Source organism: Fibrivirga algicola (assembly GCF_011742925.1).
Classification (GTDB): domain Bacteria; phylum Bacteroidota; class Bacteroidia; order Cytophagales; family Spirosomataceae; genus Fibrella; species Fibrella algicola.
In genome coordinates this window covers 460,733-477,641 of the sequence record NZ_WAEL01000002.1, presented here as the reverse complement: position 1 = coordinate 477,641, position 16,909 = coordinate 460,733, and the positions used below count along the sequence as shown (strand labels likewise).

General features: G+C 54.6%; 16 protein-coding genes. 10 read left to right on the top strand and 6 right to left on the bottom strand.

Annotation, left to right across the window (positions count from 1 at the left end):
- Window position 1: 1 nt before the first annotated feature.
- The 4 genes from F7231_RS07245 to F7231_RS07230 all read left to right on the top strand — a co-directional run bounded on the left by F7231_RS07245 (window position 2) and on the right by F7231_RS07230 (window position 2,309).
- Window positions 2-724 carry an RluA family pseudouridine synthase gene (locus tag F7231_RS07245; RefSeq protein WP_085412167.1) on the top strand — a complete coding sequence of 241 codons (723 nt, stop codon included), beginning with the start codon at window positions 2-4 and terminating at the stop codon, window positions 722-724.
- A 17-nt stretch (window positions 725-741) separates the two neighbouring features.
- Window positions 742-1,044 carry a Dabb family protein gene (locus F7231_RS07240; RefSeq protein ID WP_085412168.1) on the top strand — a complete coding sequence of 101 codons (303 nt, stop codon included), beginning with the start codon at window positions 742-744 and terminating at the stop codon, window positions 1,042-1,044.
- A 104-nt stretch (window positions 1,045-1,148) separates the two neighbouring features.
- Window positions 1,149-1,550: a ketosteroid isomerase-related protein gene (locus tag F7231_RS07235; protein ID WP_085412169.1), complete on the top strand. Its 402-nt coding sequence runs from the start codon at window positions 1,149-1,151 to the stop codon at window positions 1,548-1,550.
- 123 nt (window positions 1,551-1,673) lie between these two features.
- Entirely contained in the window at window positions 1,674-2,309 is a 636-nt protein-coding gene (locus F7231_RS07230) for a GNAT family N-acetyltransferase (protein WP_166691411.1), read from the top strand.
- 21 nt (window positions 2,310-2,330) lie between these two features.
- Here the strand turns inward: F7231_RS07230 and F7231_RS07225 are convergent, their stop codons facing one another.
- Both F7231_RS07225 and hpt read right to left on the bottom strand, forming a co-directional pair.
- A complete protein-coding gene (locus F7231_RS07225; RefSeq protein WP_166691410.1) occupies window positions 2,331-3,977 on the bottom strand; it encodes an ArnT family glycosyltransferase in 1,647 nt (548 codons plus the stop codon).
- A 139-nt stretch (window positions 3,978-4,116) separates the two neighbouring features.
- A complete protein-coding gene (gene hpt, locus F7231_RS07220; RefSeq protein WP_085412172.1) occupies window positions 4,117-4,650 on the bottom strand; it encodes a hypoxanthine phosphoribosyltransferase in 534 nt (177 codons plus the stop codon).
- 120 nt (window positions 4,651-4,770) lie between these two features.
- Here hpt and F7231_RS07215 point away from each other — a divergent pair, with 120 nt between their 5' ends.
- The 6 genes from F7231_RS07215 (at window position 4,771) to F7231_RS07190 (ending at window position 9,771) form a co-directional block, all read left to right on the top strand.
- Complete coding sequence (locus F7231_RS07215) at window positions 4,771-5,997, top strand: tetratricopeptide repeat protein (protein WP_166691409.1); 1,227 nt, start codon at window positions 4,771-4,773, stop codon at window positions 5,995-5,997.
- A gap of 15 nt (window positions 5,998-6,012) precedes the next feature.
- On the top strand, window positions 6,013-6,366 hold the full coding sequence (locus F7231_RS07210) for a winged helix-turn-helix domain-containing protein (RefSeq protein WP_166691408.1): 354 nt from the start codon (window positions 6,013-6,015) through the stop codon (window positions 6,364-6,366).
- Window positions 6,367-6,504: 138 nt separating this feature from the next.
- On the top strand, window positions 6,505-7,626 hold the full coding sequence (locus F7231_RS07205; protein WP_166691407.1) for a sensor histidine kinase: 1,122 nt from the start codon (window positions 6,505-6,507) through the stop codon (window positions 7,624-7,626).
- Entirely contained in the window at window positions 7,623-8,327 is a 705-nt protein-coding gene (locus F7231_RS07200) for a LytR/AlgR family response regulator transcription factor (protein WP_166691406.1), read from the top strand. The genes F7231_RS07205 and F7231_RS07200 overlap by 4 nt, the downstream gene beginning before the upstream one ends.
- 197 nt (window positions 8,328-8,524) lie before the next feature.
- The gene (locus F7231_RS07195; RefSeq protein ID WP_229365072.1) at window positions 8,525-9,058 is read left to right on the top strand and encodes a hypothetical protein; all 534 of its coding nucleotides are present in this window, start codon (window positions 8,525-8,527) and stop codon (window positions 9,056-9,058) included.
- Window positions 9,055-9,771, top strand: a complete 717-nt coding sequence (locus F7231_RS07190) for a pirin family protein (protein WP_229369700.1) — start codon at window positions 9,055-9,057, stop codon at window positions 9,769-9,771. Before F7231_RS07195 ends, F7231_RS07190 begins: the two co-directional genes overlap by 4 nt.
- A 39-nt stretch (window positions 9,772-9,810) precedes the next feature.
- Here the strand turns inward: F7231_RS07190 and F7231_RS07185 are convergent, their stop codons facing one another.
- The 4 genes from F7231_RS07185 to F7231_RS07170 form a co-directional block, all read right to left on the bottom strand.
- On the bottom strand, window positions 9,811-12,078 hold the full coding sequence (locus F7231_RS07185; RefSeq protein ID WP_166691405.1) for a TonB-dependent receptor: 2,268 nt from the start codon (window positions 12,076-12,078) through the stop codon (window positions 9,811-9,813).
- Between the two features lie 71 nt (window positions 12,079-12,149).
- Window positions 12,150-13,484, bottom strand: a complete 1,335-nt coding sequence (locus tag F7231_RS07180; RefSeq protein WP_229369698.1) for a HupE/UreJ family protein — start codon at window positions 13,482-13,484, stop codon at window positions 12,150-12,152.
- A gap of 18 nt (window positions 13,485-13,502) precedes the next feature.
- A complete protein-coding gene (locus F7231_RS07175; protein ID WP_166691404.1) occupies window positions 13,503-14,897 on the bottom strand; it encodes a DUF3500 domain-containing protein in 1,395 nt (464 codons plus the stop codon).
- A gap of 140 nt (window positions 14,898-15,037) precedes the next feature.
- Window positions 15,038-16,780, bottom strand: coding sequence for a T9SS type B sorting domain-containing protein (locus tag F7231_RS07170; protein WP_166691403.1), 1,743 nt, complete (start codon window positions 16,778-16,780; stop codon window positions 15,038-15,040).
- Between the last annotated feature and the right edge of the window lie 129 nt (window positions 16,781-16,909).

Genomic DNA, 16,909 nt, shown 5'->3' with positions numbered 1-16,909 from the left:
TATGAAACTGAATTTCTCAGACCTCATCCTGTTTGAGGACGACGATTATATAGTCATCAACAAGCCGCCGTATGTAGCGGCGCTGGATGAACGTACCCCCGACCGATCGGGTCAGAGCATCCTGCGCATGGCCAAAGCTTACAGCGACGATGCGCAACTGGCCCACCGGCTCGATAAGGAAACCTCGGGCGCGCTGGCGATTGCCAAACACCCGGAGGCGTATCGGCACCTGGCCATGCAGTTTGAGCACCGTGAGGTGACCAAGCGCTACCATGCCGTTACCAATGGCGTGCACAACCTGGAAGGCATCTCGGTATTCCTGCCCATTGCCCCCAGCCGGGATGGTACCTACGTGAAGATCGACCGCGAGAAGGGCAAAGTAGCCGAAACGATATTTAATACCCTGCGCGCTTACCGGAACACAACGCTGGTAGAGTGCATGCCCATTACGGGGCGGATGCACCAGATTCGGGTTCACCTGCAATGCCTCAAAGCGCCCATCGTCAGCGATGCGACGTATGGCGGTAAACCCGTGTATCTCTCGCAGATCAAGCGCGATTTTAACCTGAAAATGGACACGGATGAGCAGCCGCTTATTCAACGCGTGGCCCTGCATGCCCATTCGTTAACCTTCACCCAACTCAACGGCGAGGAACTGACCGTTGAGGCACCCTATCCCAAGGATTTTGGCGCGCTGGTGAAGCAACTGGAAAAGAATCTTTAGACTAATACCCCAAAATCATGTTCATTCACTCTGTGTATTTCTGGCTGGCCAGCCCTGAATCCGATACTGACCGCGCCGCCCTGAAAGTTGGTCTGGAAACCCTGCGTGGTGTCGAGGCCGTTCACGATGCGTCGATCGGTACCCCTGCCCCAACGCGCCGCCCCGTCATCGATCACACGTATGATTTCGCCCTCCTGCTGACGTTCACTGACGAAGCGGCCCACGATGTGTATCAGACGCACCCCATTCACCTGGCCTTCGTAGATAATTGCAAGCACCTCTGGTCACGGGTTCAGATTTACGACGTAGCAACGAACTAAAAAAGGTTTGACGTTTGCTGTTTGTGGTTTGACGTTGCGCTGCTGACTCACCGTCTCGTTAATTGGTAGCGTAAGGCCAAACCACAAACGTCAAACTAAAAAATATGACCGCACACGACATTGTATCCGCGTATTACAGTGCTTTCAACGCGAAAGACTGGACGAAAATGCTATCGTTGTTGAGCGACGATGTCCGTCACGATAGCAACCAGGGCGACACCCGCGTTGGAAAGGACGCTTTCACGACCTTCCTCCAGCACATGGACGATTGCTACGACGAAACCCTGACCGATATGGTGATCATGACCGAGCCAACCGGCACACGCGTCGCCTGTGAGTTTGTAGTGAACGGAACCTACAAAAAAACGGACGGCGATCTGCCCGAAGCAACAGGGCAAACCTATGTGTTGCCTGCCGGCTCCTTTCTCGAAGTAGCTAACGGCCAGATTACCCGGGTGACCACCTACTATAACCTGCCCCTCTGGGAGTCGCTGGTACTCGGATAGTACGCTGGTAGTACGCGGATTTTCGGAGGCAACTGGATTTGAGCTACTTGAGTCGAATGATCCGTTTAAAGCTAATCCGCGCAAGTCGGTTTACGTCCTTAAAGTCCGCGTACTATAAATCTTATGACCTGCAAGCACTACATCGGCTCCGAAATTCGGGAGGCATTCGACGGGTTGGCGCAGTTGCGAATTGCGGTTTTCCGTGAGTTTCCATACCTCTACGAAGGCTCGATCGAGTACGAAAAGACGTACCTGAATACCTACGCCGAGTCGGAACGGGCCATGCTGTTTGCCGTCTATGATAGCGACCGGATGGTGGGCGGCACCACCTGCCTTCCGCTGCTCGATGAGACCGCTGAGGTACAGCGGCCATTCAGTCGGGAAGGCTACGACCTGAGTACGATCTTCTATTTCGGCGAAAGCCTGTTGCTCCCCGCCTACCGGGGACGTGGGCTGGGTCATCGGTTCTTCGATGAACGCGAAGCACACGTTCGCACATTTGGAACGTACCTAACCACGACTTTCTGCGCCGTACAACGCCCGGCCGATCACCCCCTTCGCCCCGCCGACTATCGCCCACTCGATGCTTTCTGGCAGCAGCGCGGTTACCAACTCAACCCAGCGTTGCAAACTACATTCAGCTGGCCCGATCTGGGAGAGGTTACTGATTCGGGAAAAGTGATGCAGTTCTATACGCGAGCTCTACCTCGCCAAGACGTCAGTCCGCTTCAGTCCATCACCTCAACGGCAAATTGCTGAAAACCAGGATAGGAGGTAAGGTCATTTCCGTTCAAAAATCACATACCCGTTTTCTTCCTTCACAACCCGTAAATTGGGATTAGCCCGATAGCCGTCGGCGCTGGTGATTTTGGTGATTAGGTACGTGGGCTTGTCAACGGGGCCGTCGATCAGGTACGTCTCCTGCTTGGTACGTGGGTTCACGGGAGGCTGTTTGCGGAAATAAAACAGCTGGGCGTAACTCTTATAGCCAATCGGTTCAGCGTACACAGGCTGCCCCTGTTTCGACTCGTAGAAGCGAATAACTGTGCCCTGTACGTATTCCTCGATCTTCGGAACCACAATGCTCAGATATAGCCATAAACAAACGGCAGTCGACAGAAATAAGGCCCAAACCGAGCCGGGAAGGCCAGTGCCGGGTACTAACCGCCGCCGCTGAATTACCCCTGACAACCGGACAATAGCCGCCAGCAATACCGCCAGGTACGTTGCGCCGATGATCCACTCCCAACCGCCCCAGCTAACGTTAGCCTGTAAGTTGGCAACGGCAAACGGGTCTTTGATGTAGGGGATAAGCGTCGTTTTAAATTGCCCCACTACCGGCAACAGCGTCAGCAGCAGGCCAAGCAGACCACCAATGAATAGCAGCCCAACCGTTAGCCAGCGTGGCCAGGTGGCGCGGCCAGTCAGCAGGTCGTGCAGATGGCGGGCGGCGAGGTACGATACCGGAAACCAGGCCATGCTTGAATAGTGCACAATCTTGGTTTTTACGATCGAAAACAGGATCATAACCACCCAGAATAGCGCTACCATCCACAACCGGAAGTCGCGCGGGTCACGGTCGGCGACCAGGTACCGAATGGCGAAGATGGAAAGCGGGAAACAGCCGACCAGTACCACTACAAAATGGTAGTAAAAAGGCTGGCCATGCCCGGCGTCGGGGGTGCTGAATAGCCGAATCTGGTAGGTAATGAACTCTTCCAGAAACCAGGGGCCGTTGCGGATAACCTCCAGGCCAAACCAGAGCGACGCAATGCCAAGTGCCACAACTATGGCCAGCAAGGCGTGTGGTAACCGCAAAACCGGCCGAAAGCGATTAACCGCCCAGACAATGACGAACGTAAGTCCGGCCAGAAGCGCACCCACGGGCCCCTTGGTAAGTATGGCAAGACCGACGAACACACCCGCTATAGCCACCGACGACAGGGCACCTGCTTTTCCGTACCGTTGAACGGCTTCATATACGTAGCAGACACCCAGGAAGATAAACAGATTGAAGGTGGGGTCGATGATGCCGGTTTTGAAGTACAAATGGGGGGTTAAGGCGCCTAGGTAACCCAGCGCCCAGAGCAGGCCAAACTGAGGGCCATGCAGGCGTTTACCGACAAAGAAGAAGGTGAGCAGGGTAATAATGCCAATCAGCGCGTTGGGCAACCGGGCGGCGTATTCACCTACGCCCAGCCCATTCATAGCCGTGGCTTGGAGCCAGAAAAAGAGCGGCGGCTTTTCCCAGAATGGCTCGAAATTGATCTGCACACGAGCAAAATTTCCCGTCACCAGCATTTCCCGCGCCGACTCGGCAAAATTGATTTCATCCCAGTCGAACAGGTGAACACGGCCCAGAAACGGCAGAAAAAAAAAGGCACCCAGGGCCAGAATAAGAAACGGGTAATAGCGCGGAGCTGGCATAGGAGGTGCCCTCACCCCCAGCCCCTCTCCGGCATTTCAGGAGAGGGGAGCCGCTTCGTAGTAGCTCCGCTAATTAGCGAAGCTGCTGTAGAGTAACTCCCCTCTCCCAACGTGGGAGAGGGGCCGGGGGTGAGAGTCTTTACGATTCGTTCAGTACAAAAATATCCTTCGTGTTGCGTCCGAGACCGTCGTAGTCGAGGCCGTAACCAACAACGAACTGGTTCTCAATTTCGAAACCGACGTAGGCCAGATCGACCTTCGTTTTCAGGGCGGCGGGTTTGAACAGGAGCGTGGCAATGGCAATCGAGGCGGGGCCTTTTTCGGCCAGTTGCTGACAAACGTGGGCAATCGTCATGCCTGTGTCTACGATGTCTTCAACCACAATCAGGTCGCGGCCAGTGATGGCTTCGGTCAGACCCAGAATCTCCTTGATGTTGCCCGTCGAGGTTGTCTGCTCATACGAGGCGACGCGGATGAACGTAATTTCACAGTCGATGGTCAGGTTCTTGAGCAGGTCGGCAGTGAACAGCACGGCGCCGTTCAATACACCTACGATCAATGGACAACGACCGGCATAATCGCGATTGATTTGATCGGCTAGCTCAGAAATACGTTCCTGAAGTGTGTCACGGCCAATAAACGGCACGAACGTTTTGTCGAGTACAGTCAGCATCGCTCAAAGGTACGGCAGAAAATGGACGCGTGTTAAACGGATATGCCCGCATAAACGTTGTATTGACGCAACCGCCCTGCGCATTAACCTGCTGTGGTTCTGCTTAAGAATTTGATCACTATGTTGTTACGCATTCATATACTCTTCGTTTCACTTTTGCTGCTGGCGGCCCCGCTGGCTCATGCACAACTGTATTCATCGGCCGACTTCGATAAGAAGTACGATGGCCTGTTGCATCACCCCGGCGTACAGATCGAGTCGGCCGAGGCGATCAATAACATGTACAATTACAAGTTTGCGCTGGCCGATAAGGAATTTCGCTGGTTGCGGCTTCGGTACCCCAGCCACCCAATGCCCTATTTCTTGATGGGAATGGCCGAGTGGTGGAAGATTGTGCCTAACACGGATGTAGAAGACTACGATGATCGCTGTCTGGCGCTGATGGATACTACCGTAACGCTGGCCGAAGAGCTGTATGATAAGAGCGAAAACAAAACCGAACCGGCCTTTTTTCTGGCGGCGGCTTACTCGTTCAAGGCCCGTATTTATTCTGAGCGAAAGAAGTGGACAAAGGCAACGTTTGCCGGGAAAAATGCGCTGAAATATTTCGAGCAGTGTAAAGGCAAAGGTGATCTGAGCCCCGAACTGATGTTTGGCGACGGGCTGTATAACTATTATGCCAAGTGGATTCCCGAAAATTATTCGTTGCTGAAGCCGATTCTGATGTTTTTCCCGAAAGGCAACAAGGAGCAGGGAATCAAGGAACTGGAGAAAACGGCCAATAACGCCTTCTACACCCGGGTAGAGGCCCGGTACTTTTTGCTGCAGATTTACAGCATGGAGAATCAGTACGACAAGGCGTATGATATGTCGAAGTTCATGACTGAGCAGTACCCCGACAATCCGTTTTTTGAGCGCTATTTTGCCCGGTCGGCTTTTGTAAAGGGTAAGCTGAACGAAGCTGAAAGCGCCTCAAAAAGCATTCTGACGAAAATTGCGTCGGGTAAAGATGGGTATGAGGGGGTGAGCGGCCGAACAGCGGCGTACATTCTGGCCTACATCAACCAGAATTATTACCGCAACACAGCTGAGGCCAAGAAGTACTACCAACAGTCGATCGATTATGCGCTGGCTACCAATTCGAAAAACGCGGGCTATTACTGGTCGTCGCTGCTGGGGCTGGGTCGGATTGCCGATGCCGAGAAAAACTACGATCAGGCTCGCACCTACTACACAGAAGTGATGGACAATGCCGATAAAAAGTCGGCGCAATACCTGGAAGCCAAGAAAGCGGTAAAAGCAGGTAAAGAGTCGCGCCGGGAAGAACGCCGGAAGCGCCGGGAGTAGTAGCTTCGCGTTTGTATGAAGAATCTCCGCATCAATGGCCGGGTTTGGCTCGAAACGACGTCTGAGGGCGAAACGGAACGTTTTCTGGGCATCGGTCGGATGGAACTGTTGAGCCATATTCAGCAGACGGGCTCCATCAACAAGGCCGCCAAAGCCATGGGAATGTCGTACAAACGGGCGTGGGATCTGGTACATTCCATGAACAGGCTGGCCGATGTGCCGCTTGTGGCTACACAAACTGGCGGCGAAAAAGGGGGCGGCGCCGTGGTGACTGCCGAAGGAGAAAAATACCTTGTTCAATACCAGGCGCTCCAGGTACGTTTCCAGCAATTTCTGACCAACGAACTGGCTATGTTTTCTGGCGGGTAGGTACGTTTCAGCACGCCGGTTCAACGTAGGCAGCAGGTGGGTATGTTGCCCGCGTTCACCGGCAAAAGTAGACTGTTGACCGCAATTGCTGCTTCGAAGCGGGGCTACGCTGTACCTTCCGGTTTTAATCGAATGCGCATGAGCCGGCCTTTTTACCTTATTCTGATTCACGTACTGAGCTGCCTGGCTTTTCTGGCGCTGCCCTACGTATTTGCGCAGGACGGTATCGCCAAATTAGCTGAGTTACCTGTCAACCCGCACGAGCAACGGAATCTGGCCTCGTACCTGCTGACGATTGCCTTTTTTTACACAAGTTTTTATTGGCTCATTCCGCGCTTCTTCGAGAAGAAACAGTACTTTCTCTATGGAGCCTGTGTGCTGGTCTGTTTCCTGATCGTGCAGGGAACGCTGCTGCTGATCAACCAGCAAGCCGGGCCGCCGCCTTTCAAGCACGTACCTGAGCCGGGCGCTACTACCCCCCGTGGACTGGAAACGCCGTTTCAGGATCGGGGAGCGATGGCCCCGCCGCCCATGCCACCAAACGGAGCTTTTCAGCGGGGTGGGCCACCCCAAAGCAGTTTGCCCGCCGAAATCAGTCAAACTTTCTTTCTCTTCGTAGCGGGGCTGTTGCTGTCACTGGCGATTTGGATCAACAACCGTTGGCGCGAAACCGAGCGGCAACGCCTAAGTACTGAGCTGTCGTACTTGAAGGCGCAGATCAACCCGCATTTTCTGTTCAATACGCTCAACAGTATTTACTCGCTGGCTATCGAACGGTCGTCGGCCACGGCTGATGCGATCGTGCAGTTGTCGTCGTTTCTTCGGTACGTGATCGCCGAAGGGCGGCAGGATAGCGTATCGCTGACCCATGAACTGGCCTACATCGGGCATTATATAGCCTTGCAGCGACTACGCCTCGACGATACCGTTCCCGTTCAGTACGCCACGAAGGGCAACAGCCACGGCTTGCAGATTGCGCCCCTCTTACTCATCTCTTTTATTGAAAATGCGTTTAAGTATGGGGCCAGCCCGCAGGAAAAATCGCAGATCGATATTCGGATCGACGTGACCGGCAACCAACTTCAGCTATACGTGTTTAATCAGAAAGTACATGTAGCGGATGCCCCAGTGGCGGGCAGCGGCATTGGCCTGACAAATACCAGAACCCGGCTGCAACTGCTGTATCCCGGTCGCCACGATCTGTTGATTCTGGACGAACCGACTAGCTTTACCGTGACCCTCAATCTGATCCTATCATGATCCGTGCCATTGCCCTCGACGACGAACCGCCTGCCCTGCGGGTGCTGACCCATTTCTGCCAGCAGGTTGAGTTCATCGAGTTGAAGCAGACATTTACCCGCACTGATGAGGCCCAGCAATACATTATGGAATCGGGCGTGGACTTGTTGTTCCTGGATATCAATATGCCATTTATATCCGGGACCGACTTCTACCGGGCCATCAGTGAGTCAGACCGGCAGCCGCCAATGGTCATTTTCACGACCGCCTACGCTGAGTATGCGGTTGAGGGATTTACGCTCAATGCCGTCGATTACTTGCTTAAGCCATTTACATTCGAGCGGTTTCTGCAGGCGGTGACCAAAGCAAATGAGTATGCCAGTTGGCAACAGCGAAGCAAACCGGCTGACGATCACCTTTACATCCGGGCCGACTATACGATTTACAAGGTGTCCTTTGCTGATATCCTGTTCATTGAGGGGTTAGACGATTACCTGAAAGTGCACCTTGCCTCGACAAACCGGCCCATTGTGGCCCGAATGACCATGAAAGCAATTGCTGAAAAGCTACCCGATGCGCAGTTTATTCGCGTACACCGCTCCTATATCGTGCCTTTTGCCCGTATTGACGGCCTTCGGAATAAAACGATTCTGTTGACTGAACGCGAAATACCGATCGGTGCCAGCTATGAAGCTGCGTTGTTAAGTCGGTTTCGGACTTAGCCGGTTAACCGACACATCATGCCTGTTGACCGATAAATGGTTGCCGATTGCAACGAAAAACCGCTCGCTGACGATAAAGAAAGTACGGGCAAGCCGCATACATGCTGTGCCTTAGCACGTAGTACGAAGTTAACGCAGGCAGGTGTCGTTTCTTCATGTTGCACTTAACAGGCAGGCCAACTGGGCTTCCTCAAACTATGCTGAAAGGGCTTATTCGTCTGGTATATCGCAAAGTCATCGACGCTTCCTCGCAGAGGCCGTGGGATAAGGTCGTGTTTGACGAGACGTACCAGGAATTTTTCATGCAGGCTCAATTATACAACCCTGACAACACGCACCAGACATTTCAGGCGTTACTTGACAACGTACCCAGGGCCGACCAACTGCACTACCTGACCAGCCGGGTAGCAATGGGCTACCTGAAGCAGTTGAATCAGCAAATGCCCGATGTAGTCAATGCGTTGGGGTTGACCTGTTTACCATTTACCGAGTTCAAATTTGAGATTTTGGCCTCTCATGTGACGCAGAAAGAAGCGCATCGGATCGCCATTTCTTTTTTTAGCGACCCACTCACCTGGATTGACACGATTGATGGGCGTTTGCTACTTGCCTACAGCGATCAGCGTGAGGCACTGCAGGCGGGGCAAGTCGTCAACACAGAGTTGATCGCCCTGCAACCGAACCTGAGCCTATGGTCGTATCAACCTCAAGCAGTCAACTCCGCCATATGATGGACACGCAAGTGCAAGCCCACATCTTCCTGGCCGATCAGCGAGGCCGTGCCGAAACAGAGCTGTTTCGAAGTTACCATACGTTCAATTTCGGGGCTTATTCAGCCGAAGGACGGGCACCTTTTGGCGCTTTATGCCTATTGAATGATGACCTTCTGCGGCCGGGTGCCAGCCTGACGATGCAGGTAGAGCAGCCAATGCAAGTGGTCCTGATGCCCATCGTCGGCGGGTTAGAATATGCCGTTGAGGGTGTCACCCACTTTCTGGAGCCGGGTCAGGCAGGTACGTTGTCGCTGCCGGCGGGGATGGACTATACGGTTACCAATCCGTATCCGAACGAACTGATCAACTGCCTGCAACTCTGGTTTACAATGCCTGGAAGTGGCGCTTCTCCGACGATCATCCAGAGCGACTTCGACCTGAGTTTACCCAATACGTTGCAGCCGTTTTTGACTATTATCCCGACGGAGCAGGCGGTGCCGACTGGTTTTATCGGCCGGTTTGCCGGGCGTGAAGAGGGGACGTACCCAATCGTGCCCCTGGTATCCGGGGAGACCAGACGCGTTTTTGTCTTCGTGTTACAGGGGGTGTTCGAAGTGGCCAACCGGCTGCTTCACGAAAAAGACGGTCTTGCCCTAACTTATCAACAGGCCGATGAGGTTGAATTTGAAGCACTCTCCAACGACGCGCTGCTGCTGCTGTTAACATGTTGAAGGGGATGCGCCGGTACAATGGCCAATCATGCAGCTGGCTCACCAAAAATAAGTGTAACTCAGCCGGGCGAAGAAGGGCGTGCCGGGGGTAAAATGAATTTCGTTGACCGGGGTAGCTTCACCTTTCAGGCGGCTCTCGGTGGCAAACTGGGTTTCTTTCCAGCGTACGTTGAACAGGTTCTGCACCGACAGGCTTAGCATGTAGCTTTTCTTTCCGTAGTTAAGCTGTAGGTCATTCACAAAATAACCTTTCGCCACAATAGAATTGTCTTCGTTGGCTGGCCGATCGGCCATATAGCGATACCGAAGTGACCCGCTTAGTCCGGTATGGGTCTGCATAGACAGGCCACCGGTCGAGGTGAAAACGGGCGTAAGCGGCAGGTAATTCTGATTTGCTTCGGCGTCGACGGCGCGGGGGCGGGCAGTGTTCAAATCCAGATCAGCGTACAGATGGGTTGTTAGCTGGTAGCGCGCCGACAGGTCGATGCCCATGCGCCGCGAGCGACCGCCAGGTTCAACAACGCCCTCATCGCCAACATACACAAATTCCTGATTGAGAAACAAATACCAGGCCGCCGCGTTGATGAGTAGTTTTGGGAAAGGCTTCATCACCACGCCTAGATCGGTGCCATAGGCAGCCGGCAAAATGTCACGTCCCTGTTGGGCTACCACCACGCGCACGTCGTTCGAGTGGAACCCGCGCCCAGTATTCAGGTACACTTGCCACAGTGGGCTAGCGGTATAATATAGGTTCAGCTTTGGCGACAGTATACCCTGCGTTGCCTGCCGGGTGATCGGAGTTGCCGTGAGTCGGTCGGTGTATTGGCTGCGAAAGAAATCGTACCGTATGCCCGCGTTGACAGTGAAGCGTTTCGACAGTTGAATCAGTTCATCGGCATATAGCGCGGCGTTGAGTTCGTTTATGGCGCCATACTGAATGCGGTTGAGTGTTTCAATACGGTTAACAGTATGCGACAACTCGGTTGCGCCATCGCGGCCGTTCGTAAAATCGTGCCGGTACTGAGCCCCCAGCGTAGTTGTCCACTCACTCTTGCCCAGCGTGGTCTGAGTCGCGAAACTGCCCGTATAGCCAACCAGATTGCGCCGTTCTTTTTGCCTGATCTGATCGCCGTTGATGGTGTCTTCACGGAAAAAAGTAAAATTGGAATACAGTTCGAAGTTGTACTTGCTGTAGAACAGTTGCTGCCTGATGATGTGGTTGCGCGGTGTAACGGTCACCAACTGCACGGTTGCGTTAGTGCGGCTGGTTTCGCCACCTTCGCTAGGGTCAACCGAGCCGAAAAAGCCGGTGAGCCCGGTTTCAACGGCGCGGTCAGGAATTTGTCCCGAATGATTCCATTTGCTCCAGAACGTTGACCCCGTGATCGTAAGCTGGGTATTGGGGGCCAGGTGGCCGTGGTACTTGCCCGTCAGGTTGAACCGGTTGAAGCGTTGCGGATTGTCGAAATACGAATCCGTGTAAGAATATTCTGACGCGATATAGGCCGACTGATTGTTCGCTTTAGCCTGCTTGCCCAGCAAGTCTATCCCAGCTACCGCACGATAGGTGCCGTACTGGCCTGCTTCGAGTTTGGCAAAGGAACGGTCGAGAACGGTACGCGTGCGGAAATCGACCCAGCCCGCCGTTGCCAGATTCCCCTTGTCGGTTTGGTAGGGTCCTTTTTTAAAATCGACGCCCTCGACCAACTCTGGTATCACAAAATGCAGGTCGGCGTAACCCTGTCCGTGTGCGTGTGAGACCATGTTAACAGGCATGCCATCAACGGTGAGCTTAATGTCGGTGCCATGATCGAGATCGAAGCCACGGAGAAAAATCTGTTCAGCCTTACCGCCGCCCGCATGTTGGCCAATAAACAAGCCCGGTACGAGCCGTAAAATTTCCTGCGAGTTTGTAATGGGGCGGAGTTTGATGTCCAAACTGCTGATCAATTGCTGGTCGTGCGCCCGGCCAGCCGAAACCGTTACTTCGCCAAGCTGAACGGAAGCGGCCAGCAACTGGGTCTGAAGGGTCGCGACGCGGTCATCCTGCACGGTGGTGGTTACCACCTGAGCGGCATAGCCAAGGTGCGACAATTCGATCCGATAGGGGGCTGCCGGAAGCCCCGTAAAGCGGTACTGCCCCAACTCATTGGTCACTGCACCCCGGCCCATGCCCCAGAGTTGAACGGTTACGCCCCGCAGCGGGAGTCCGGTTGCCTGATCGGTGACCGTACCGACAATGCTGCCCTGGTGGGCCATGGCCAGGAAGCTGGAGAACAACCACGCAAAGAGCAGGTAATAACGCATGTGGCAAACGAAGAGTACGACAATGAGCGGCAAAGAACGCAACGGGGGCGTTCAGATGTAAGAACGAACTGTCAGGAAAGTGGCGCCCGCTGTCGCATCCGTCCGTGTACAATGCTGATCAGGGTAACGATAATCAACACGATCAAGAGCCAGTGGGCATGACCCGTTATGCGATCAACTAGCCCGGCGATTCGATTTTCCTGACCAAGAATGCGCTCCGACAGCCAGGCCAGCGCGGCAATGCCCGCAAATAGTGCTCCGGCTACCCGGATGAACCCGTAGGCCAGTGTACGGCTTAAAAGAATCAACCAGGGAATGGTTAGCCCGATTACCACCAGTTGCATCAGCTCGATGCCGAGGTTGAACCCAAGGATGCTTAGCGCCATTCGGCCGGGCGACAATGTCAGGTTAGCGAGCGTGCTGGCAAACGCAAGCCCATGAATGAGACCAAAGCCCGCCGCTACCCACACCTCGCGCCCAGCAAACAGGGGCCTCCAGGCGTGAATGGCAGACACCAGAATAGAGAACGCAATCAGAATCTCGACCGGTTGGGGGGGCAGTTGCCACCAGCCAGCCGCCCCAATAAGAAGCGTAATGGAATGCCCAACGGTAAACGCTGTCACGATCCGGAGCAATTGAAGCAGGCTATAGCGGGGGCCTCCGTAGCGTCCCCAGCGTTTGCCGCTTACCAGCAAAGGGGCGGGTAGGAGCAGGGCCAGTAGGAACAAGAGATGATCGGTGCCGGCAGCAATGTGATCGATGCCCAGACCGACCATGCTCTTGAAGCCGCGCCATACTGTTCCGGGTGCCTGATTGATCGCCAACGGAGGAATGGTGTTGCTGGGTACGTCGAGCTGAACGACACCGATCTGGGCGGGATCCTGATCAAAACGGCCCGTTTCCCAGTCTTGCCGAATGGATACCAGTGTCTTGTGCGTCACCAACTGATGCACAATGACGTCGTAATGAAGCGTAAATCGGCGGGGACTTTCGCCAACGGGGGGGCGCAGTAATACTTGTGCCGTCAACTCGGTATACGAGGCCATACCCGGCATGGTTCCAGCCACCGATTGAACGCTCAAGTCGCCTACCTCGACCGTCCAGGTATGTCCCGTTGGCCCTGTTGGGCGAATGTGGGCCTGAATATAGCGGCGCAATTCGGGACCAAAGCGGGCTATCAGCGTTCCGGGTTGTTGCGCAAGCGCGTGGCCGAACGCCAGTTCTAACTCGCTCAACGGAAGTTGTACTTCACCCGCCACCCGATCTGCCTGAATATCGAGCAGGACTACTGAGTTGGGCATGGGGTGGGCCGTAAGCCAGACAGGCAGGCAGGTAATAAGCCAAAATAATAAATACATACTGAGCCGCCCAGACAGGCGGCTCAGAGAAGAAAGGCGAATTGTCATGAATGAGTCACGATTTGACTACAGTCCATTGTAGTCACGTGTATGATCCCGATAAATGGTATGGTAATGAATTTCGTTCCGATAAACGACGCCTGTTTGGCAAACAAATTCAATCCATACGCTCGGACCGTCGATACGAGCATAGTCGGCGTTGGTGGTCAGCGTAGCGTTGCCCGCGTACGAGATGTACGTTGCGTCGAGTTCTTTTTCGTAAATGGCCAGCAGTGAAGCGCCTGTAGCGTCATCTACATCCTGCGCCCAGGGCTTGATGGCCGCCAGTACCAGCGCTTTTTGAGTAGCTGTGAGTGTGCTAACCGCCAGCCCCAGTTTGGTCGCCGGAAACTGACCGTCTTTGCCGGGGCCAAGCAGCACGTCACTAAAGGTAGTGCTGAGCTTGGCTGTCGCCAGTTGAGCAGCCGACAACGAGGCCAGCATAGCAGCCATAGCCGTATGTTCCTGGCTCAGTGGGGCGTAGGTGGTGCTGCCCGATGTCCATGTTTTCGGCTCAATTCCCTGATGCGAGGGTGTGGCACTGGCTACGGCTCCGGCATTATAGGTGATGTTCTGAGCGTAGTGATGGCCGCCAAACTGAAGCATCCAGGTACCGGTTGCGCTGGGCGTACCCAAAAATGCGATAATGTATTTCCCCGATGAATAGCCGCTGCCCGCCGTTTGCCCGAGTACATCGTCGGCTGCATTGATCTGTAAAAACTCATCGTAGCCTTCGTTGGCCGTTGTGCCGGCAGCGGCAGCAATAACCGCCTTGGCCGCGGCCAGTTGGGTAGCTGTGAGGGTACTGAATTCCAGTCCATTTCGGATGGATACGCCGCCGGGCAGGTTTGACCACCTGATGGCGTTGGCCTTAGTCAGCGAAAGTTGTACGGTCGCTTTCTGGGCGGTGGTCAGCGTGGCGAGAAAGGCATCGGCCGCGCAGGCTACCTTAGCTGCTCTGGTAGTAGCGGTGCTGCAATCGGTCGTGGTAGTCGTGCTACCCGGTGCCGATACAGGCAGGGATAGCGAACAAGTCTGCCCGCCAAAGGTCAGCGCGAAAACCGCCGCCCCGCTGCCCGACGGGGTACCGCTGATGTTGTATATGAGGTTGCCTGCGCCCGTTGCCAGTGTGCCCGCCTGTAGGGTAGCCGTCAACCCCGTAATGCCCGTTGACGCAATGGCCGTGCCGGCGGCGTAGGCAACTGCGTTTCCACCCGAATAGGGTATGGTAGCCGTGCCGGTGTAGGCGGTGCCGCTGACGGCTGATGCCGAAAACGTTGTGGCGCCGCAGGTAATTCCGGTTACGGTTTCGGTTGTTATGGGCGTGGTAGTACCGCTGTCGTTCTTACAACTCTCCAGCGAGAGGATACTCGTCAGGCAAAGGAGTATAGAGAGAGTGAACAGGCTATTCTGGTTGTTCATGCGCATGAATTTCGTTGCTTTCTTACACAATACGATAATAGGTAGTCGATCGTTGTGACCAACTGGTAATTAATGATAAATAAGGGTGCGTTGGAGTGAATCACCGGAAGCTTCATCCCGAACATAATTGGGTTAATGGCTTAGCGAACAAGCAGCAGGCGGCCCTGAAAGTGGCCGGTGCCTTCGTTAAGAAAATCGACATGTACTTTGTAGACATACTCCCCTGATTCACAATCGACGCCCCGGTAGCGGCCATCCCAGCCCGACAGTGGGTCTCCGGCGGCGACGTTCTGACAGTGATAGATAACCTCGCCCCACCGATTATAGATGATTAGTTCGTTGATCTGCCGAATGCAGGCGTTAGGCGGAATAAAGAACGTATCGTTCAGGCCATCTTTGTTGGGCGTGAATATGTTGGGGGCGTACAGAATACACGACCCGACGTTCAGCACCACACTTGCCGTGCGTACGCAGCCCAGTGTGGTATTTTCGGCCAATAAGGTGTACTGTGTGGTAGCGGTGGGCGATGCAAGGGTGGTGGCGCAGGTTGGGCAGGACAGCCCCGCCGGTGGTAGCCAGCTAAAGGTAGTGCCACCGCTGCCGCCGCTTACCTGCGCCTGGAGCTGCCCGGTTCCGCCAGGTCGGATGAGGCCCGGTGAAACGACTGATAGCCGAAACGGATTAACAATGACATGGGTCGTGATCAGGCTGTCGCATAATGGATCAGGCTGTTCACCGCGGCTCAGGTACGTACCGGCAGTGCGATAAACAGCAGCGCCTATCCGAATGCTGTCGCCTTCACATAAGGTAATGGTCTGGGTACGTCGGGCCAGTGGTCGTACGGTGAGCGTTGTCTGCACCAGGCTGTCGCACTGTTGCGCTCCCCGTTTGATGGCCGTCAGGTACGTTCCTGCTGTCTGGTAAATAGAGTCGCCGACCCGGTATATGTCGCCTTCGCAAATGGTGGCGGTGTGCAGCGTTGGTTGCACAGGCTGGCCTACCCGCACCGTGTAGTCGAGCGTTAGCTGGCAACTGCTGTTGAGGCTTGAATAGGGTGTCACCGTGACCTTATAAACCGCTCCCTGTACCGGCTTAACGGCGATACTGGCTGTAGTTTCGCCCGTACTCCAGGCATACGTGGCAAACCCTTCCGGCGCCTTGAGGGTCATGGTCTGGTCGATGCCGGGGCAGAAAAGCGCCTGTGTAATCTCCGTTTTCAGGCATTGCGCGTCGAAATAGGCATATCCGAAATGCCGCCGCTCGGTACAGCCGTGGGCTGTTACCTCTACCGTTACCGTTTGCCCCATGTAGGCGCGCAGGTCAATAGCGCCGGTGGTCCAGTTTCGGTAGCGAATGTCGCCCTGAGCCTTAAATCCGTTAATGGTTGACGCAGCAAACACATCATATTCACTGCAGGCCAGCACAGCCCCCGCCTGATTGGTGATCCGAATGCTGAAACCGGGTTGTTGATACGGCTGATGGGTCGGGTTTTGCAGCACCACCGCAAACCGGTACTGAAATAGAGTGTTGTCGGGCGTAACAACGAAGGAGCCCCGTATCCGGTCAAACCTGGATCCGCGGGTCACATTGCCGATCCGCAGGGAGCGGGTGCTACCGGGAGCGACCATCGGAATCGCCTCAACCGTAACGTTGGGGTCGTTTCCATCAGTGAGCTTCGTAAGCAGGTGCCCGTTCTCAAACGTACCCGGCATCTCGCTCTGGTAAACGGTCTGCTGATTTATATCTGTAACTGATCCGTTGCTCAGCAACCAGCCGCGCGTTGTGCCTTCTTCAAAACCGATGTTCGTACAGTCCAGCGACTGGCCTATAGCCAGTACACTATAGAGGACTAATAAGCCCGAAAACAGTACACACTTGCCCATAACCTGCCGCTTTAGTCCACGAATACGTTGAAGTGCAGAGTGCCGTTGCTGGCTATGATCGGTTTAGCGGTGAATTGGGGAAAAATAGCGGTGAATTGGTAGTATAGTACTAAAGAAAGTAGAGTAATT